This window comes from Streptomyces sp. NPDC088794 (assembly GCF_044750545.1).
In the GTDB taxonomy this organism is placed as follows: domain Bacteria; phylum Actinomycetota; class Actinomycetes; order Streptomycetales; family Streptomycetaceae; genus Streptomyces.
The window spans coordinates 98,549-116,940 of the sequence record NZ_JBIVKB010000003.1 but is presented as its reverse complement, the minus strand read 5'-3'; the positions used below and the strand labels follow the sequence as shown (position 1 = coordinate 116,940).

Here is an 18,392-nt window from a genome sequence, read left to right as displayed (position 1 = left end):
GGTCGCCCGGGCCCGGCTCACCGGGCTCGGGAGCCGATGAGTTCCCGGACCTCGCGCCCCACCTGCTGGTGGATGGCCTTGAGTTCGCCGCCGAGCAGCAGCCGACGCAGCTCGCTCCGCTCCACTGTCCCGCCGGCCGTCCGGCGGATCGTCCCGCGGGGCACGAGGAACACTCCGCCCGGGGTGAGCCGGAACTCCTCGGACAGGTGCTTCTCCACGGCCCGGACGAGACCGGGGAGGTCGATGTCGTAGTGGCCCTTGCCCCGCAGTTCCAGGACGAGCACCAAGTGCTCCTGCTCGACACCGACACCGAAGGCCGCGCCCGCCCCGAACAGGTCGCTCACCTGGCGGGCGGCACGCTCCAGATCACCGGAGGACAGGGAGGACCCGGCCGGCCCGACGGCGTCCTCGGGCGGACCGGTCACATACAGACGCCCGTCGGACAGCGCGCCCCGGTCCCCGGTGCGCAGGAAGCCGCGCCTGCCGTCGGCAGTGCGGGCGTCGAACGTGTCGGTGGTTTCGAGCGGGCGGTTCCAGTAGCCGTCCGCGATCTCCGGCCCTCGGACCCAGATCTCCCCCGCCCTTCCGTCCGGAAGCACTTCGAGGCTCACCGGATCGACGACGCGCAGCTCGGCGCCGACGGGCACCCCGCAGTCCGCCAGGGTGCGTGTCGGCCGGCCGGGGACCGGAGCACGCAGTTCGCGGTTCTCCAGCGCGGCCGTGTCCACGGTGCGGTGGGCCGCCTCGGCACCCGGTGCGCCGGACACCAGGAGGGGCACCTCGGCCGGTCCGTAGCAGGTCCTGAGCGCATCGGGCCGAAAGCCCGCCGCAGCGAACCGGTCCGCGAAGGCCCGCAGCGTCTCGGGCCGGATCGGTCCCGGCTCGCATATGGCCCGTTCCCAGCCCGACAGGTCCAGCCCGGCCAACTCCTGGTCACCGACCTGGCGCGCACACAGCTCGTACGCCGGGCCGGGACCTCCGCTCACACGCAGGCGGTGGGCCGAGACGACTTCCAGCCAGGCCGCCGGCCGACGGTCGAACAGGCCCGGACTCAGCAGCACGCAGGTGCCTCCCAGCCAGAGCGGGTGCAGGAGTTGGCCGGTCAGGCCCATACCGTGGTGCACCGGCGACCAGCCGCCGATCCGGTCGCCCGGCCGCGTCTCCAGTACCCGGGCGATCGTGCGCTGACCCACGACGAGGTTGCGGTGGGTCAGGACCACACCGCGGGGCCGTCGGGCGGAGCCGGACGTGTACTGGACCAGGGCCGCCTGGTCGGCGTCGGCTACTGGTATGCGGAGTCCGTCCCCGTCCGGTGCCGACTCCACCGCCAGGCAGCTGATCCGGTCGTGGCCGTGCCGGGCAAGGAGCACCGAGACGTCCGGCGCCGTCGCCGCGTCCGTGAGGACGATTCCGGCCGACGCGTCCCTGGCGATGCCGAGGACCTGGTCCGCGTTGTGCTGGCTGGTGCCCGGCACCGCGACGGGCACGGCGACCGCTCCTGCGTACATGCAGGCGAGGACGCTCACCGCGAAGAAGCGGGGTGAGGACTGAAGTACGAGCACGTTTTGGCCGACCGGCCCGCGCTCCCACAGCCAGCCGGCCAACGCGGCGGCCTCGCGGTCCAGTTCGCCGTACGTCAGACGTTCGACGGGCGCGTCCGGACCGCTCCCATTCACGGACAGCACAGCCTCCCGGTGGGGATTCGCCATCGTCCACTCGTGGATCGTCTCGCCGTACGAACGATCGTTGTTCAACGTTCCCCCTGGAAGGCGACCGGGCCCGGGCTGTCGACCTCGGGCCCGGCCACGGAGCGGTGATCTCGAACGGCGGTCGTGCGGCGGCGTGCGGGGACCCTGCGTCCTGGGCCCTCCGCCGTTCCAGTCAGCGGCTCTGCTCCACGTACTGCTTGGCTCGGAGCAGGGTGGCGGAGCTGTTGGCGTCGAGGGATCGACGGACCATCGCGTCGGCCTCGGCCAGCTTTGTGTTGGGTCCCAGCACCCCGCGCACGCCGTCCATGTCGAGCACGACCGTGTGCCAGGAGATGGCTCGCACCATGGGCACCCCGCGTTCGTCCTGGACGGACTCGACGACCCACCGCCCCGTGTGGCCGGTCATGACCGGTGGGGGCGTCGTCTGCTTGTAGACGATCAGCCCGCGGTCGGGAAAGCAGAGCCGGACCGAGGATGTCGTGTGCTCGGACCCGTCAGGACTGTAGGTGTCCATGGTCAAGTGCTGGACGCCGGGCTCGTCCTCACGCAGCTGCACCCGGGCGACGTGGGGAAGCCGGCTCGGCCACGCGTCGGCTCGTGCCAGGAAGTCGAACACATCCCGGCGACTGCCGCTGATGTCCTGGTGTGTGCTGAAGGTGAACCTCGACTGCGTGAAGTCGGCGAACCGCTCGGCTGTGGCCTTGAGCGCCCGTAGTTCGGCGGTGCTGTTGGTGTCCACGGCGGTCTCGATCAGGTGCAGGGCCTCGGGGTCGTCGTCGGTCGCCCGGTAGTCGTGCAGCAACGTCACCCGGCAGCCGTCGGCCGTCTCGACGATCCGCCACTCGCCGCCCATCGAGGCCACCGGCGGGGCGGTCACCACCTGTCGGAAAGTCACCGTTCGGGTCGCCGGATCGAGGGACCGGCGCGAGGTCCAGTCGCGCACGCGGCCGTTCGCGAACGCCCAGATCCGCAGCAACTGGTGCCGCTCGGTCTCCTCCAGCACCTCGGCGTGCACCGTCGGACCGAAGACGTCGGGCCACCCCCGCACGGCGGCGATGAGCTCGTAGACGTCCGCGGCGGGCGCCATGATGAGGGCACTGTGCTCCGCGACATGGGTTGCCGCACTGCTCCGTACCACAGGACATTCCTCTCGACAGGGCCGCCGCGGCGGCGTCTTCCATGGTCGGGATCGGGCGGGCGCCGGGCCGGATGTCAGCCGACGGCCCAGGACGGACGTTCGAGAATGTCGACCACCGCGCAGCCCCAGCTGTAGCCTGCGCCCACCGACATCAGCACGCACCGGTCACCTGGCACGGCCCGGCCGGAGGAGACGAGCCGGTCCAGGCTCGCGAACTGGTCGCCCGCGCCGAGATGGCCGACGGTCCGGCTCCAGTCCCACGTGGTGCGGTCCGGATCGATACCGAACGGCCTGTAGTAGATGGACTGCAGCCGGCGGCGGCCGAAGTGCGGAAGGATCACCCAAGCGGCGTCCGCGAGGTCCATCCCGGCGTCCGACAGCGCCTCCTTGACGACGCTGTACTGCCCTGCGCTGCTGCGGGCGACGGCGTAGGAGATGCCCATGCGCTCGACGAACGAGCGCTTGGCCGCGTCGAAGTCCACGGGCATGCCGTGGGTGAACGGCGCCGGTGAGAATGGGGTGTCGCCACGGTGCAGAGGTTCGAGTTCGGCGTCGGCGTACAACGCCACCGAGGACAACGACGCGAACCCGTCGCGTCGGGAGAGCACCAGCGCCGTACCTCCGTCGGCGTACGGCGTACCGGGGTCGGTGCGCCAGCGGTCGATGCCGGGTGGGCAGAAGCGGTCGGCGGTGGTCAGCAGCGCGTCGCGGTGGCCGGGCGCGGACCTCAGATACGCGGCGGCCAGATGGAGCGCGGCCAGTCCGCCGTTGGACATCTGCCGGATCTCCAGAGCGGGGCAGGTGTTGCGGAGCGTCTCGCGCTGTATGTAGGAGGCGACCGGCCAGAGGTCCTGGCCCTGGTGGTAGGTGTCGGCGTGCAGGACCAGGTCGATGTCGTCCGCCTGCGCCTCGGCGCGGTCGAGGGCGCGGGCAGCGGCCGCGACCGCCATCTCGGCGGCCGACTCGTCGAGTGAGTGGGCCACCGAGACGATGCCGGTGGTCTCGGCGGTTCGTGGCGGACAGTCGCCCGCGGCGACGGCTTCGCTCACCGGCAGTGCGGCCGGGAGCCGGACGCCGGTGGCCCGTATGTACATGCCTTCCGTACGCATGGTCATTCCGTCCTGGGGCTCGGTCCGTCAGGGTGCTGCGGCCGCCGGTTCGTGGCCCGGGGGCCGTGGTTCGCCGAGGTGGCGGTCGGCCGGCGCCAGCAGGTACCGCACGGCGTCCAGCAGCGCCTGGACGAAGGCGGAGTTGGCGTCACGGTCCACCCCCACGGTGTTCAGCCGCTCGGACCCGTCCGTGAAGGAGGCCAGCACCCGGGCCAGCACCCGTCCGTCGGACCCGCCGACCGGGAGGCGCACCTGGTGGTCGGCCAGCTGCAGTCGCCGCAGCCGTGGGAACGACACGTCGAGGGCGTGGTGCACGGCCCGGTCGAGGGCGTCCGCCGGAGTGTCGCCCGAGCCGGCGCCCTCGACCGGCACGTCGTCCACCCGCAGCCGTACCGAGGCGGCGGACCGTGCCCGGCCGGTGTCGTTCCGGTCCGTGGAGACGCGCCAGGAGAGGAGGTCGACCGCCGGACCGCCCTGGTCCGCGGACAACTCGGCGCTCAGCAGCAACGCGAAGGAGGTGTCCGCCGACTCGAAGCTGTAGCCGCGGTGTTCCAGTTCCTTGACCTTCGTGGCCAGCCGCGCGACGGCGTCCCCTGCGGCGCTGACGTCGTAACCCAGTTCCTGGGACTTGAGCAGGATCGACGACCGTCCGCCCATGTCGGACACGAGCGTGCGCATGGTGTTGCCGACGTCCAGCGGGTCGATGTGCTGGTACAGCGCGCTGTCCCTCCGCAGCGCGGAGGCGTGCAGGCCGGCTTTGTGCGTGAAGGCCGACCTGCCGACGTACGGGGTGCCAGCGGCCGGGGAGTGTCCGGTGATCTCGGCGATGGACCGGCCGACCGCGACCATGTCGCCCAGGCGGCCGGGCGGCAGCACCGGCACCCCGCGCTTGAGGATCAGGTTGGCGGCCAGCGTCAGGAGATTGGCGTTGCCGCACCGCTCGCCGTAGCCGTGCACCGTGCCCTGGACGTGGCGGGCTCCGGCGGCCACCGCCGCCATCGAGTTGGCGACCGCACACCCTGAGTCGTCGTGGCAGTGGACACCGATCGGCACACCCGTGCTCCGGATCGTGTCGGTCACCACCGTGCCCACCTCGTCCGGCAGTGATCCGCCGTTGGTGTCGCACAGCACCACGGTCTCCGCCCCGGCGTCCGCAGCGGTGCGCGCCACTTCCAGGGCGTAGTCGCGGTTGGTGCGGTGGCCGTCGAAGAAGTGCTCCGCGTCGAGAAAGACCCTGCGGCCGGCGCGGACCAGGTGCCGCACGGTGCTGCCGATCGCCGCGAGGTTCTCCGCCAGGGTGGTTCTCAGGGCGAGTTCCACGTGCCGGGGATGACTCTTGGCCACCAGCGTCACCACCGGGGTTTCGGCGGTGAGCAGCGCCCGCACCTGCGGATCGGTCGCGGCCGAGGTCCCGGGTCTGCGAGTGGCACCGAACGCCGCCAGCAGGGCGTTGTCCAGGTACAGTTCCGTGGCCGCGCGCCGGAAGAACTCCGTGTCCTTCGGTACGGCCCCCGGCCAGCCGCCCTCGATGAACCCCACGCCCAGGGAGTCCAGGTATCGCGCGACGGCGAGTTTGTCGTCCACCGACAGCACGAGACCCTCCTGCTGCGTGCCGTCGCGCAGGGTGGTGTCGTAGAGCTGGAAGTCCTGTCCTGCCATCTGCCCCTCCTGCGGTGCTGGTTCGGTGTCAGGTCGTGTCGGCCGGGACGCGAAGCGTGGAGCCGGGTGCTCGCGTCGCGCTCAAGAGCGACTGGGCGCCTCGCCGCGGCCGGCCAGGTCGAACCCGGAGTCGGTGTGGGCCGCACCGGAGGACAACAGGTGCTCGATCTCCGCCGCCGACCACCCCGACTCGGCCAGGACCTCACGTGTGTGCCGGCCCTTGGCCGGGGCGGGCGCGGGCCGGGGCGCCTGGGCCCCGTCGAACCGCGGTGCGGGGGCCGGCTCAAGGGCGGGACCATCCGTCAGGAAGGTGCCGCGGGACCGTAGATGCGGATGACGGGCCGCCTCGTCGAGGCTCAGCACCGGGGTCACGCACGCGTCGGTGCCTGTGAGGTCGGCCGCCCACTCGTCGCGGGTGCGCCGGGCGAAGCGGTCCGCGAACGTGGACCGCAGCACCGCCCAGTTGCCGCGTTCCCACCGGTCCGGCAAGCGGCCGGGGTCCAGCCCCAGAGCATGGACAAGGGCCGCGAAGAACCGGTCCTCAAGAGCTCCTACGGCGACGTACCCGCCGTCGCGGCAGCGGTACACGCCGTAGAACGGCGCTCCGCCGTCGAGCAGGTTGCCACCTCTGGGCGACTGCCACTGTCCGTTGCCCGACATGTCGAGCAGCATGCCCATGAGCAGTGCGGTGCCGTCCACGACAGCCGCGTCCACCACCCGGCCGCGGCCCGTCCGCCGCTGCTCAAGCACCGCCGCGAGGATGCCGCCGAACAGCAGCATCCCGCCGCCCGCGAAGTCGCCCAACAGGTTGGCGGGCGGAACGGGCGGCCCTCCTGCCGTTCCGATCGCGTCCAATGCGCCGGTCAGCGCGATGTAGTTGATGTCGTGTCCCGGTGTCCGGGCCAGCGGTCCGTGCTGCCCCCATCCGGTCATGCGGGCGTACACGAGGGAGGGATGGCCGTCCTGGCACTCCTCCGGTCCCAGGCCCAGACGCTCGGCCACTCCCGGCCGGAAGCCCTCCACGAGGACGTCGCACTGTCCCGCGAGTCGTAGCGCAACCCGCACCGCGTCGGGCTTCTTCAGATCCAGGGCCAGCGAGCGGCGCCCGCGGTCCAGTACCCGGTGCCACTCCGCGAACGGCCGCTCTCCGCCGGCCCGTTCGATACGGATCACCTCGGCCCCCAGATCCGCCAGCAGCATGCAGGCGAAGGGCGCCGGGCCGATGCCGGCCAGCTCCAGTACGCGCAGCCCCGAGAGCGGCCCCTTCCCTGTGTCCGCCTCCGGCTCCAAGGGCGAGCAACCACCGAGTGCTGACATCACACGCTCCGTCGATCGGCGACACCGTCGCGGCTCAGGGTCTGCCACGCCGGTCAAGAGCGGCTCGAACGCGACCACGTCCTCGCGTTCGCGGTCCACCCGAGGTCCAGACGGCCACAACCAGGGGGGCCCACGCTGACCGTCCGGCCGTCCTCGGCCCACGGGGTGGGGGAGTCGCCGGTCCGCTCTCAGCCGACCGCTTCGAGGAGGGAACCATGCCGGACCAGATCTTCGCTGGGCGCACCGTCGTAGTCACCGGCGGTGGCACGGGCATAGGCCGCGCCACCGCACTGGCCTTCGCCGCGCAGGGCGCCACCACCGTGATCATCTGTGGCCGCCGCAAGGAGCGCCTGGACCAGGTCGCGGCCGAGCACCCCGCCGTCGTACCGGTGGCCGCCGACGTGACCGAGGAAGCGGGTGCCGAGGCGCTGGCCCACGAGGTGCGCGAGCGCGGCGGCGCGCTGGACGTCCTGGTGCACAGCGCCGGTGTCTTCCGGTTCACACCGCTCGGCGCGCTCGGACCGGACCTGGTGCGGGAGGTCCTGGACACCAACCTGGTGGGACCGTTGATCGTCACCCGGCACCTGCTGCCGTACCTGCTAGCGCAGCGCGGGAACATCGTCCTGGTGTCCAGCCGCGCCGGTCACAATCCGGGGCCCGGACAGTCGGTGTACGCGGCGAGCAAGGCAGGCGTGCACAGCCTGACCCGCAGTTGGGCGGCGGAACTCGCGGCACACGGAGTCCGGGTCAACGCCGTGGCCCCCGGTTTCGTACGCACCGAGGCGTTCGAGGCCAACGGCCTGACGCCACAGCAAGTGGAGGGCCTGTTCGACGCGGTCACCGCCGGCATTCCGCTGGGGAGGGTGGCGGACGTCGACGACATCACCCCGTGGATCACGGAGCTGGCCCGTCCGACCGCGTCGCTGGTCACCGGACAGATCGTCACCGTCGACGGGGGCATGGACACGGGCGCCGACCCCGCCGGACAGGAGGGCTGAGGGCGGGCGCCGCAGCGGATCTGTAGGGCCTTGCGCTACGACACGGCTCCGGCGCGTGTGCGCCGCACCCCCATCGAGGACAGTTTTTGTCCTAGATGAAATCTACTGTCGCTCACGAGGCCAACACCACTGTGAGCAGGGAGACTTCGATGAGGTTCACGTTCCGTCCCGCGCTGGTCGACCCATCCGTGCCGAAGCCGGAGGTCGACCGGATACGCGGGTGGGCGACGGCCGTCGTCATGGCGGCGAGCCTCATGGACCTGGTCGACCTCACCATGGTCAATGTCGCCCTTCCGACGATCCGAACAGACCTCGATGTCCCCAACGCCGTTCTCCCCTGGATAACCGGCGTTTATGCGCTCGCATTCGCCGTCGTCCTCGGGCCCGGCACACGGCTGGGCGCCGCGCACGGGCGTCGGAGACTGTTCCTCGTCGGCATCGGGGCCTTCACCATCGCCTCCGTGCTGGGCGGGATCGCCCCGAGCTCCGAGTCCCTGGTGGCCGCCCGGTCGGTACAGGGCGCAGCGGCGGCGCTCATGGTCTCCCAGGTGCCCCACATACTCGACGCCTTGTTCCCCGCCGACGGACAGGGTCGGGCGGCGGCCCTCTTCGGCGCGGTGATCGGGCTGGGCTCGGTGACCGGTCCACTGGTCGGAGCCGTGCTCCTGGAGAGCGATTTGTTCGGCCTCGGCTGGCGTTCGGTGTTACTGATCAACGTGCCCATCGGGCTGGCGGGTCTGGTAGTGGGGCTGCTCTGCATCGCCGAGCGCAAGGATCATCCGTGCTCCGGCACGTCGATCGCCGTCGTTCGCCACGCGCGGGCCGGCAGCCGCCGACGCGGCGGCCCGCCGGTGGTCAGGTCTCTGTTCGGCATCCGGAGCTACGCCGTCGGCATCGGGATCGAACTTGTCTACGGCACCCTCGGCGGCATCTACTTCCTCGCCTGGTGCTTCCACATGCAGGCCGGGCTCGGCTGGTCCCCTGTGCGGGCCGCTGTGTGCATGCTCCTTTTCGGTGCCGCGGTGGCCTTCAGCGCCGGACTCGCACGCGACGCGCTCTTCCCGAGGTACGGGTGGAAGGCGCTACAGGCCGGAGTGCTCACGCAGTTGGCGGGAGTCCTGGTGTACGGCTGGCAGACACAGCACTACGGCACCGGTATCCAGTCCTGGCAGATCCTGCCGGCACTGGCCCTGCTCGGCGGCGGCATGGGACTGACGGTGGCACCGCTGCCGACGGTGCTGCTGACCGATGTCTCCCGCGAGCACCAGCGCTCCGCGGCCGGGCTCGGCACCACGACCTACCAGCTGGGGGCGGTGTTGGGGATGAGCCTGGTCCCGGTGGCCTTCCTCGGGCCGCTGGACGCCGGACATCCGGTCTCCGCGGCCTTCTCCCACACCCTGCGGTGGATCGCCTGCCTGCTCGCGGCGGCCTTCCTGCTCATGTTCGCGCTGCCCCGGCACCCGCGCCGGCGTCCGTCGGACGCGTCCAGGACCGGCGCCGACGATACGTCCACGATCGTCTGAGTCACCGCGTGCGACCGGAACCAACCGGCTTTCCAACGAATCCCCATGGAAGCCACGAATCCCAACGGAACCTATGAATCTCTACGGAAGGGGAACGATGAGCACACGGAACGTTCCAGAGGTACCGGGGACGGCCCACGAGGTCCGGCTCACCCGACAACTGGAGGGTGAGCTGACCCTCGGCCACTTCGCCGTCGTGGAGACGCCCGTCCCGCGGCCGGGCGCGGGGGAGGTGGTCGTCCGTACGGACTACCTGTCCCTGGCGGCGGCCTATGCCGACCTCATGCGGCCCGGCTGCCAGCTACCGGTTCCCCCGTTCCTGGCGGGCGAGCGCATCGGCGGAGGCACGGTGGGCACCGTGGTGCGGTCCGCCGACGACCGACTGGCTGTCGGAGACCTCGTTCAGTCCATGAGCGGGTGGTCGGAGTACTCGACAGGTCCTGCAGAGGTGTACGTCAAACTCCGCGCGGACCTCTTCCCGAGCCCTGTCCACTACCTGAGCCAGGGCCCCACCGCCTACTACGGCATGGCCGACATCGCCCGGGCGGGCGAGGGGGATGTCGTCTTCGTCTCCGGAGCCGCCGGCGGGGTGGGGTCCCTTGCCGGACAGATCGCCAAGTGCCGGGGTGCCGCCCAGGTGATCGGCAGCGCCGGCAGCAAGGAGAAGGTCGACTATCTGGTCGACGAACTCGGTTACGACGCCGCCTTCGACTACCACGACGGGCCTGTGGTCGACCAGCTGCGCGAACTCGCGCCGGACGGGATCGACGTGTTCTTCGACAACGTGGGCGGCGAGCAGTTCGAGGCAGCGGTCAAAGTGGCGGCCCCGCACGCCCGCTTCGCTCTCTGCGGGGCGCTGGCGGGCCAGATCGGCGGCGGTGCGGCGGGCCATCCGAGGCTCGACCTCATGCGGGCCATCACCAGGCATCTGGAGATCAGGCCGTTCGCGTGCTACCACTCGCCCGAGCAGATCGGTGCCTGGTACCAGCACTTCGGACAGTGGCTCGGTGAGGGCCGCTTCGTGTTCCCCCACACCACGGTCCAGGGCGGCCTCGCCCAGGCCCCCGAGGCGATGATCGCGCTGCTGAACGGGCGCCACCGCGGCAACGTCGCGGTGCGGGTCGCGTCCGACTGACGGAACGACGACGGTGGCGGGTGCCCGACCGGCACCCGCCACTGTCATGTCGTACGCCCTCCACCGTCGTCCCGTGGTCCCGTGGTCCCGCTCAGAGTGCGACGCGGGTGGCGTGGATCTCCACCGGAACGGCTCTGGCCAGCCGTCCGTCGGCGTCATGGACACGGGAAGTGCCCTGGCCGGTGAAGGACTCGCCGCTCAGGCTCGCACGCTGCTCGATGTCCACCCACCCGACACAGGCCGCGTCGTCGTCGAGGACCGGCTCCGTGATGCGGAACAGGAAGCTGCCCGGCCCGAGCGAAGACCAGCGCCCGGCACCGAGCCCGCCGGCGACGAGCAGCGCGTGTCCGCAGGCCGTGAAGCGGAACGAGGCGGTCGATTCGCCGCCCGGTCGGCGCACCCGGGCCGTCCAGGCGCCGACCGGGGTCACAAGGACCGGGGACGTAGGCTCGCCCGGCGTCGCCGCGGACACCGGCCGCCTACGCCCGCCCGGCCGATCCGACCGGCGTGAACATCACCGGGAGGCTCTCCAGTCCCCGCAACGTGAAGGTGGGAGGCTTCCACATGAGGTCCTCGTACGGCACGGCCAGCGTCAGGTCAGGGCACCGCTCCAGCAACGCGCGCAGGGCGATACCGCTCTCCATCCGGGCCAGCGGGGCGCCCACACAATGGTGGACACCGTGCCCGAAGGCGAGGTGCGCGCGCACCTCGCGCAACTCCCGGCCGAGATCGAAGCTGTCCGCGTTCGGGAACTGCCCGGCGTCCCGTCCGGCGGCCGCCATGCCGATCAGCACCACCTCGCCCGCCGGGATCTCGGTGTCCCCGATGGTGACCGGTTCGGCGGTGTAGCGGTACGCGGACACCTCGACCGGCCCGTCGAAACGCAGGACCTCCTCGACCGTGGTCTCAAGCAGTGACCAGTCCGCCCGGAGCGCGGCGAGCTGGTCGGGGTTGCGCAGCAGGGCCAGCGTTCCGCTGGAGATGACGTTCGCCGTGGACTCGTGCCCACCGACCAGCAACAGGAACGCCATGCCGAGGAGTTCCTCCGGGGACAGCCGGTCGCCGTCGTCCTGCACGGCACGCGCCATCGCGCCGAGCAGATCCTCACCGCCCTCCCTGCGCTTGGTCTCCACCAGGTTCGACAGATAGCCGGTCATCGCCTCCTGCGCGGCGTTCCCCCGCTCGGGGGTCGGCGGCGCCGACAGATCGCTCGACCAGAGGTGGAAGTCCGCGCGGTCCCCCTCGGGAACACCGAGCAGTTCGCAGATGACGGACAGCGGAAGCGGCAGGGCATAGGACTCGACCAGGTCGGCCGCGCCCAACGGCAGGAGGGAGTCGAGCAGTTCGTGGGCGATCCGTTCGACGCGCGGACGCATGGACTGTACCCGGCGGAGGGTGAACTCCCGGGCGATGAACTTGCGCAGACGGGTGTGGTCCGGCGGGTCGACCTGCATCAGGGTCTTGCCCACGACGTTCCGGCCGAGGTTCTCCCACGCCTTCAGATACCGGATGTCGTTGCTCAGCCGCGGATCGGTGAAGGCGGTCCGTGCGGCGTCGTAGTCGGTGATCAGCCAGCAGTCCCGTCCGTCCAGGACGCGGGCCCGGTGCACCGGACCCCGTTCCCGCAGCTCAGCGAAGAGTGGATAGGGGTCGGCCGTGAAACTCGGGTCCGATCCGGTGAGATCGGCGACCAGGGCCTCGGTCATGACGGCTCCAGGGAGTCGGAGGTGAGGGCCACGCGGGCGCGACAGGCGCCCGGGCCGAAAACGTAGGCCGAGCCCCTCGACCTTCGCTCGCGCGCAGCTCATGAGGAGCGGGACCGCCCGCAGGCAGGACAGGTGACCGGTCCGGCCCCGCGATAATGGGCGGCATGCCCTTACTCTCCACCCGCGCCCTCAACCGGTCCCTGCTGGAACGCCAGTTGCTGTTCGACCGCGTCGACTGGCCCGTGTCAAGGGTCGTTGAGCGGCTGGTCGCGATGCAGGGGCAGGAGCCCGACGCGCCGTACGTGGGCCTCTGGACACGGATCGCCGGATTCCGGCATGACGCCTTGTCGTCGTTGCTGCACGAACGCCGGATGGTGCGCGGCGCGCATCTGCGCACCACCCAGCATCTCGCTCTCGCGGAGGACTTCCTCTGGCTGCGGCCACTGCTCCAGCCTCGGCTGGACCGGGCTCCCGCGGGTGGTCTGCGGCGCGAGACCGGAGGACTCGACCTGTCCGAGCTGGCGGCGATCGGCAGGAAACTTCTGGCGGGCCGGACCCTGACCCGCCAGGAACTGGGCAGCCTGCTATCCGAGCACTTCTCGGATCACCGGGCCAACGACCTCGCCATGGCCGTGCACTTTCTGGTGCCCATGGTCCACCCGCCGCCGAGCGGTCTGTGGGGGCGGCGAGGAGCGGTTCCGTGCGTGCTCGCCGAGGACTGGATCGGGCGGCCACTGGAGCCGGCTCCGCGGATCGGGACGATGGTCATCAGGTACCTGGCGGCGTTCGGTCCGGCCGATGTGAAGGACATGCAGACGTGGTCGGGGCTGAGCAGGCTGCGCGAGGTGGTCGATGACCTCCGGCCGCGGCTGCGGGTCCACCGCGACGAGCACAGCAGGGAATTGTTCGACCTGCCGGAGGCGGCACCCGCCGACCCGGACCGCCCTGCGCCGGTACGGTTCCTGCCCGCCTTCGACAACCTCCTCCTCGGCCACGCGGATCGCAGCCGGGTGATTGCCGACGAGTACCGGAAGCTGGTCGCTCCCGGGCAGGCGAGGGTGCTGCCCACCTTCCTCGTCGACGGCTTCGTGGCGGGCACCTGGTCTGTCAAGGACGGCCTGCTGCTCGTCTCGCCCTTCCGGACCCTGCCGAAGGCCGATCGCGCGGCCGTGCGCGAGGAGGCGGGGCGACTGGCGGAGTTCGTGCTCCCGGACGACAGCCGGCGGGACGTCCGGATCGGACCCGCGGCGGCGTGAAGCACGTCGGGGGCGGCGGGAGCGGGTGCCGCCGCCCCGGCCGCCTCCCGGCTCAGACGGGCTTCACCGGATGCCGCCGGAGGTCGAAGCCGGGACGGGCGACCTCGTGCGCGGCCGGTCCCGCCAAGCTGTCGGCCAGCAGCCGACGGGTGATCATGTGGTCGGCCGACCGGTTCACCGACTCGGTTCCCACAAGACGTCCGTCGCGGTAGCAGAAGACCGAGAACCGCCCTTCGGCGCGTGACCCGGAGACGACCGCGTCGTCGTGGAAGGACGTGTTGCCGGCCATCTGCACCCGGGCACCGCACTGCTCGGTCCAGAACCAGGGCACGGCCGTGTACGGCTGCCGGTCCCCGGTAAGCGTCGCGGCCACGCAGCGGGCCTGGTCGGAGGCGTTCTGGAGGGACTCCAGCCGTACGGGGTGCGCCGCGTGTGGGCTGGGGAAGCGAGCGCAGTCCCCGATGGCGTACACGTCCTTGTCCGAGGTGCGCAGCCAGCGGTCTACGACGACGCCGTCACCCGTCGTCAGTTCCGCCTGCGAGGCCAGCGCGGTGTTCGGCAGTGCGCCGATGCCGGCCACCACCAGGTCGGTGACCACGCGCCCGCCGTTGCTCAGTTCGGCGACCCGGACACGGCCCGCCCTGCCCCGCAGGGCGACGAGTTCCCGGTCGAGCAGGACCCGGGTGCCCTCGGCCCGGTGGAGGGCCAGCAGATGGGCGGAGAGCGTGGGGCTCACCGAACGGCCCATCAGACGCGGGCCGGACTCCACGACGGTGACCGGCAGACCCAGCCCCCGTGCCACGGACGCCACCTCCAGCCCGATGAAGCCACCGCCGACCACCAGCAGCTCACCGCAGTCGCGGAGCGCACACCGCAGCCGCTCGGCGTCGGACAGGTTCCGCAGGACCACGACCCCCTCCAGGTCCGCTCCCGGCACGGCTGGCCACCGGGGCCTGGAGCCGGTGGCCAGGATCAACGTGCCGTAGGGGACGCGTGCCCCTGACGCGAGCGTCACCCGGCCCGCCTCGCGGTCGATCTCGACGACGCTCTCTCCGAGCATCGTGGTGATGTCCTGCTCGCGGAAGAAGCTCCCCGGACGTAACCACAACTCCTCGGGCCCGACCTGGCCGGTGAGGTAGCCCTTCGACAGCGGCGGTCGCGCGTACGGAAGCGCGGTCTCCGCGCCGATCAGGGTGATGGGACGGGTGTGGCCTCGCGCGCGCAGCTCTGCGGCTGCCTCCAGCGCGGCATGGCCCGCCCCGACGATGACGACCGGCCCGGTACCCATCACACCTGGGTCGCCGGGAGATGCACGACCAGTCCGTCGATGGCCTCCGAGACCGGTATCTGACAACTGAGCCGACTGGTGGGCCGGCGCTCGGCGGCCGTGCCGTACAGCACGTCGTCCTCCGCCTCGTGCATCTCGGGAAGTGGCAGCACATTGGCCTCGTCGATGTACACGTGACACGTCCCGCACTGGGCCGAGCCGCCGCACTGGGCCAGGATGCCCTCGACGTTGTTCAGCTTGGCGCCCCGCATGACCGTGTTGGGAGCCGTCACCTCCACGACGGTCTCCGTGCCGTCGACATGCTTGTACGTGATCTTGGCCATGGTGCCCTCCTCGTGGCAGGCCGCGCGACCGGGTGAGCGGGTCACTGTGACGGCCCGCGCTGGGAGGGCGGTCGAGAGAGCCTCGAAGCCGCCCCGCTCGACCTGGCCGCTACCGCCCGTCGACGACCGCCCGCCACGGTGCGCGCATGGATACTCAGCCCCTGCTCGCCACCACGGCCGGAGAGCCCGGACGACACCGCGGTGGTCTGGTCCTGGCAGTCTGCTGCCTCGCCCAGTTCATGATCGTGGTCGATGCGTCGGTCGTGAACGTCGCCTTGCCCAGCCTGGCTGCCGAACTCCGATTCCGGCCGGAGTCGTTGCAGTGGGTCAACAACGCCTACGCCGTCGTGCTCTGCGGCTTCCTGCTGCTCGGCGGGCGGCTGGCCGACCTGTACGGCCGGCGGCGGGTCTTTCTCGGCGGCGCCGTCACGTTCACCCTGGCCGGCGGTCTCGGGGGAGTGGCCACCGAACCGGCGGCCCTGGTGATCGCCCGCGCCTTCCAGGGACTGGGCGCTGCCGCCATGGCACCGGCCACGCTCACCGTCCTGAGCGTCACCTTCACCGAGCCCGCCGCTCGCGCCCGGGCCTTCGGGATGTGGAGCGCAGTGGGCGGATCGGCCGGCACGGTGGGTGTCCTCTTCGGCGGGATCATCACCCAGTGGCTCTCCTGGCGGTGGACCCTGCTGGTCAACCTGCCCCTCGGGGCGCTGCTCGTCGTCGCCGTCGGACGGCTGCTGCCGCGCGACGAACGGCCGCGTCGGCGCCAGGCGTTCGACCTGCCTGGCGCCGTGACCGCCACGGCGGGCCTCATGGCCACCGTGTACGGGATCGCCGCGTCGCACACCCACGGCTGGACGTCACCCCGGGTGATGGGTGCGCTCACGGCGGGAGGCGTGCTGCTGTCGCTCTTCCTCGTCGTCCAGCGTTGGTTCGCACGCTCGCCCCTGGTGCCGCTCGGTGTGTTCCGCAACCGCGCGGTGGCGTCGGCGAACCTGGTCGCCTTCTTCGGCATCGCCGCGTTGTTCAGCACCTTCTACGTCTTCACCCTGCTGCTCCAACAGGTGCTCCACTACAGCCCCTTGCAGACCGGCCTCGCGTATCTGCCGCTGTCCGCCGGGATCGCCCTCGCCGGCTGGCGGGTCTCCGCGGTGCTGCCCGCCACCGGACCGAGGCCGGTGATGCTGTGCGGTCTGGCCACGGCGTGCGCCGCGTTGGTGTGGTTGTCCCGGGCCGGCACGGACGCCACCTACGGGGGCGATCTGCTGGGACCGTCGACGCTGCTCGGCCTCGGCATGGGCGTGGTGCTCAACGCCACCACGGTGGCCGCCACCTCCGGACTCCCCCAGGAACGTGCCGGGCTGGCCTCCGGGTTGCTGAACACCACGCGCCAACTCGGCAGCGCGGTGGGGCTGGTGATCCTGTCCACCCTCGCCGCCTCCCGCACCGGCGGAGCGGACGGCACGGCGGTCGCCCCCGAGGCTCTCGCGTCCGCCTACGGAGCCGCCCTCGTAGGCGCGGCGGGCTGCGCCGCGCTCGGCTTCCTGGCGGCACTGACCGTTCCGGGGCGGCCGAGACTTACCCACCGCTGAGGACAGCGGTCGCCGCCGACGGCGGTCCGATCCCGTTCCAGGGGGTTTCGAGGCACATCCGTAACCCTGGGCACCCTGATCCGAACGGAGGTATGAGGTGGCAGCCATCTGGCCCGAGACCGATGCGGCGCACATCCTCATGGAGTTCCATACCCAGCGGCCGCGCTGGGCGGTGCAGCGGCCGGCCGGCCGCGCGGGGATTCCCGGCATGGAACACGCGACCGTCGAAGTGCCCCGCGACTACGCGGACCCGACCGGGGAACGCGTCACGCTCGCCCTCACCCGGCTGCGCGCCGCCGACACCGCGCGGCGCCGTGGCGTCCTGCTGGCCGTCAACGGCGGCCCAGGCGGCGACGCTGGCCTCGGCCGATTCCTGCCGGAGAAGTTCGCCGAGACCGAACTGCATCAGGTCTACGACCTGATCGGCTTCGACCCACGGGGCACCGGTGCGTCCACGAGGCTCTACGCCGAGGTCTCCACCCCGACCGCGCCCTTCGATTCGCGGCCCCCCGACTCCGCGTTCCGCCAGCTCGCGGAGGACATGCGGCAGCGGGAACTGGCCTGCGACCGGGCCGGCGGCACCCTGCGCCGCCACATCAGCACCCGCAACACCGCCCGGGACATGGACGTCATCCGCCAGGTGCTCGGCGAGCCGCACGTCAACTTCGTCGGCTACGCCTACGGGGCCTATGTCGGGGCCGTCTACACGAGCATGTTCCCGGCCCACGTGGACCGCTGCGTGCTCGACTCCTGCGTCGGACCGCGGTGGACCTGGCGTGAGCAGTTCCTGTGGCAGGGCGACGCCGTGCACCGCAACGTGAACCAGTGGGCCCGGTGGACGGGACAGCGCCACACCGTCCTCGGACTGGGCCGCGGGCGCGCGCAGGTGCTGTCGGCGGTGGAACGAGTTGCCGGTCTGCTGGAGCGTCAGCCCGACGGCGTACGGCTGCGCACGCTCTTCGACGGCGCAGTGGGGAACCGCTCCGCCGACCGCGGGCGCTGGGTGGAACTGGCCGAGGTCGTCGGGGCGTTGCTGGCCGCGGCGGCACCCGGCGGTGCAGGTCCTCAGGCCTGTGAGGAGCTGCTGTCCGAACAGGCCGTCTGGCGAGCTGCGGACAGCGAGGGTGCGCGGCGGATCGCCGTGCTGGAGGCCGTCACCCTCGAACACGAATGGCCCTCCGACCTGGAGGTCTACTACAACGACATGCGTGACTTCCGCAAGCGGTTCCCCTACGGCTACGGAGTGCTGCGCGCGCAGCCCTGGGTCGGGGCGTTCCGCACCTTCCAGCCGGCCGAGCCGCCGACGCGTCTGCGTCGCGGCCACGGTCCGACGGGTTTGGTCGTGCAGGCCGACGGGGATCCGATGGACCACTACGCGGGCGGCGTCGCCATGGCGGAGCTGCTGGGCCACCGGTTGCTGACGGTGGAGGACTCCGGAGAGCACGAGATCTACGTCCTGGGCGCCAATCCGCAGGTCGATGCCATCGTGCACCGCTACCTGGTGGACGGTCGGCTGCCGGCGGAGGGCACCGTCTGCCGAGGTGTGTCGCCGCGTCCGGACATTCCCGCCGACACCGACTGAAGCCTCGTACGGACGGCTCCGTTCCGGGACCGGATCCCGGAACGGAGCCGTCCGCGCGAC

Annotated in this window: 15 protein-coding genes; 6 read left to right on the top strand and 9 right to left on the bottom strand. The window is 71.5% G+C overall.

Translation table 11 applies throughout. From position 1 onward, the window contains the following. Positions 1-17 precede the first annotated feature (17 nt). From ACIP6U_RS09535 to ACIP6U_RS09515, 5 genes are all read right to left on the bottom strand, one after another. A complete protein-coding gene (locus tag ACIP6U_RS09535; RefSeq protein ID WP_401714546.1) occupies positions 18-1,754 on the bottom strand; it encodes an AMP-binding protein in 1,737 nt (578 codons plus the stop codon). 127 nt (positions 1,755-1,881) lie between these two features. Continuing rightward, positions 1,882-2,847 carry an aromatase/cyclase gene (locus ACIP6U_RS09530; RefSeq protein ID WP_401714544.1) on the bottom strand — a complete coding sequence of 322 codons (966 nt, stop codon included), beginning with the start codon at positions 2,845-2,847 and terminating at the stop codon, positions 1,882-1,884. Positions 2,848-2,921: 74 nt separating this feature from the next. Next, a complete protein-coding gene (locus ACIP6U_RS09525; protein ID WP_401714542.1) occupies positions 2,922-3,956 on the bottom strand; it encodes a ketoacyl-ACP synthase III family protein in 1,035 nt (344 codons plus the stop codon). Positions 3,957-3,983: 27 nt separating this feature from the next. Further along, positions 3,984-5,615 (bottom strand): citramalate synthase, encoded by a 1,632-nt coding sequence (gene cimA / locus ACIP6U_RS09520; RefSeq protein WP_401714540.1) that lies wholly within the window; start codon positions 5,613-5,615, stop codon positions 3,984-3,986. Between the two features lie 81 nt (positions 5,616-5,696). Further along, complete coding sequence (locus ACIP6U_RS09515) at positions 5,697-6,932, bottom strand: CaiB/BaiF CoA transferase family protein (RefSeq protein ID WP_401714539.1); 1,236 nt, start codon at positions 6,930-6,932, stop codon at positions 5,697-5,699. A 215-nt stretch (positions 6,933-7,147) separates the two neighbouring features. Here ACIP6U_RS09515 and ACIP6U_RS09510 point away from each other — a divergent pair, with 215 nt between their 5' ends. The 3 genes from ACIP6U_RS09510 (at position 7,148) to ACIP6U_RS09500 (ending at position 10,588) form a co-directional block, all read left to right on the top strand. Next, positions 7,148-7,930, top strand: coding sequence for an SDR family NAD(P)-dependent oxidoreductase (locus tag ACIP6U_RS09510; protein ID WP_401714537.1), 783 nt, complete (start codon positions 7,148-7,150; stop codon positions 7,928-7,930). Positions 7,931-8,079: 149 nt separating this feature from the next. Next, positions 8,080-9,453 (top strand): MFS transporter, encoded by a 1,374-nt coding sequence (locus tag ACIP6U_RS09505; protein WP_401714536.1) that lies wholly within the window; start codon positions 8,080-8,082, stop codon positions 9,451-9,453. Between the two features lie 97 nt (positions 9,454-9,550). Then, complete coding sequence (locus ACIP6U_RS09500; RefSeq protein WP_401714534.1) at positions 9,551-10,588, top strand: zinc-binding dehydrogenase; 1,038 nt, start codon at positions 9,551-9,553, stop codon at positions 10,586-10,588. A 91-nt stretch (positions 10,589-10,679) separates the two neighbouring features. Here ACIP6U_RS09500 and ACIP6U_RS09495 read toward each other — a convergent pair whose 3' ends face one another. Both ACIP6U_RS09495 and ACIP6U_RS09490 read right to left on the bottom strand, forming a co-directional pair. Continuing rightward, positions 10,680-11,060, bottom strand: a complete 381-nt coding sequence (locus ACIP6U_RS09495) for a hypothetical protein (protein WP_401714532.1) — start codon at positions 11,058-11,060, stop codon at positions 10,680-10,682. Between the two features lie 7 nt (positions 11,061-11,067). Next, positions 11,068-12,294, bottom strand: a complete 1,227-nt coding sequence (locus ACIP6U_RS09490) for a cytochrome P450 (RefSeq protein WP_401714531.1) — start codon at positions 12,292-12,294, stop codon at positions 11,068-11,070. Between the two features lie 164 nt (positions 12,295-12,458). On the opposite strand from ACIP6U_RS09490, the gene ACIP6U_RS09485 reads away from it, so the two are divergent. After that, a complete protein-coding gene (locus ACIP6U_RS09485) occupies positions 12,459-13,550 on the top strand; it encodes a winged helix DNA-binding domain-containing protein (RefSeq protein WP_401714530.1) in 1,092 nt (363 codons plus the stop codon). 52 nt (positions 13,551-13,602) lie between these two features. Here the strand turns inward: ACIP6U_RS09485 and ACIP6U_RS09480 are convergent, their stop codons facing one another. Then, complete coding sequence (locus ACIP6U_RS09480; RefSeq protein WP_401714529.1) at positions 13,603-14,838, bottom strand: NAD(P)/FAD-dependent oxidoreductase; 1,236 nt, start codon at positions 14,836-14,838, stop codon at positions 13,603-13,605. Then, complete coding sequence (locus tag ACIP6U_RS09475; protein ID WP_401714528.1) at positions 14,838-15,161, bottom strand: 2Fe-2S iron-sulfur cluster-binding protein; 324 nt, start codon at positions 15,159-15,161, stop codon at positions 14,838-14,840. Before ACIP6U_RS09475 ends, ACIP6U_RS09480 begins: the two co-directional genes overlap by 1 nt. A 146-nt stretch (positions 15,162-15,307) precedes the next feature. Between ACIP6U_RS09475 and ACIP6U_RS09470 the strand changes: the two genes are divergently transcribed. Together ACIP6U_RS09470 and ACIP6U_RS09465 are read left to right on the top strand one after the other, a co-directional pair. Further along, positions 15,308-16,750 (top strand): MFS transporter, encoded by a 1,443-nt coding sequence (locus tag ACIP6U_RS09470; RefSeq protein WP_401714527.1) that lies wholly within the window; start codon positions 15,308-15,310, stop codon positions 16,748-16,750. Positions 16,751-16,847: 97 nt separating this feature from the next. Beyond that, positions 16,848-18,332, top strand: a complete 1,485-nt coding sequence (locus ACIP6U_RS09465; protein ID WP_401714526.1) for an alpha/beta fold hydrolase — start codon at positions 16,848-16,850, stop codon at positions 18,330-18,332. Positions 18,333-18,392 lie beyond the last annotated feature (60 nt).

Excerpts from the sequence above, each read along its gene's own strand:
- ACIP6U_RS09525 (WP_401714542.1), bottom strand. The coding sequence starts at position 3,956 with ATGCGTACGGAAGGCATGTACATACGGGCCACCGGCGTCCGGCTCCCG.
- cimA (WP_401714540.1), bottom strand. The coding sequence starts at position 5,615 with ATGGCAGGACAGGACTTCCAGCTCTACGACACCACCCTGCGCGACGGC.
- ACIP6U_RS09515 (WP_401714539.1), bottom strand. The coding sequence starts at position 6,932 with ATGTCAGCACTCGGTGGTTGCTCGCCCTTGGAGCCGGAGGCGGACACA.
- ACIP6U_RS09510 (WP_401714537.1), top strand. The coding sequence starts at position 7,148 with ATGCCGGACCAGATCTTCGCTGGGCGCACCGTCGTAGTCACCGGCGGT.
- ACIP6U_RS09505 (WP_401714536.1), top strand. The coding sequence starts at position 8,080 with ATGAGGTTCACGTTCCGTCCCGCGCTGGTCGACCCATCCGTGCCGAAG.
- ACIP6U_RS09500 (WP_401714534.1), top strand. The coding sequence starts at position 9,551 with ATGAGCACACGGAACGTTCCAGAGGTACCGGGGACGGCCCACGAGGTC.
- ACIP6U_RS09490 (WP_401714531.1), bottom strand. The coding sequence starts at position 12,294 with ATGACCGAGGCCCTGGTCGCCGATCTCACCGGATCGGACCCGAGTTTC.
- ACIP6U_RS09485 (WP_401714530.1), top strand. The coding sequence starts at position 12,459 with ATGCCCTTACTCTCCACCCGCGCCCTCAACCGGTCCCTGCTGGAACGC.
- ACIP6U_RS09480 (WP_401714529.1), bottom strand. The coding sequence starts at position 14,838 with ATGGGTACCGGGCCGGTCGTCATCGTCGGGGCGGGCCATGCCGCGCTG.
- ACIP6U_RS09475 (WP_401714528.1), bottom strand. The coding sequence starts at position 15,161 with ATGGCCAAGATCACGTACAAGCATGTCGACGGCACGGAGACCGTCGTG.
- ACIP6U_RS09470 (WP_401714527.1), top strand. The coding sequence starts at position 15,308 with ATGGATACTCAGCCCCTGCTCGCCACCACGGCCGGAGAGCCCGGACGA.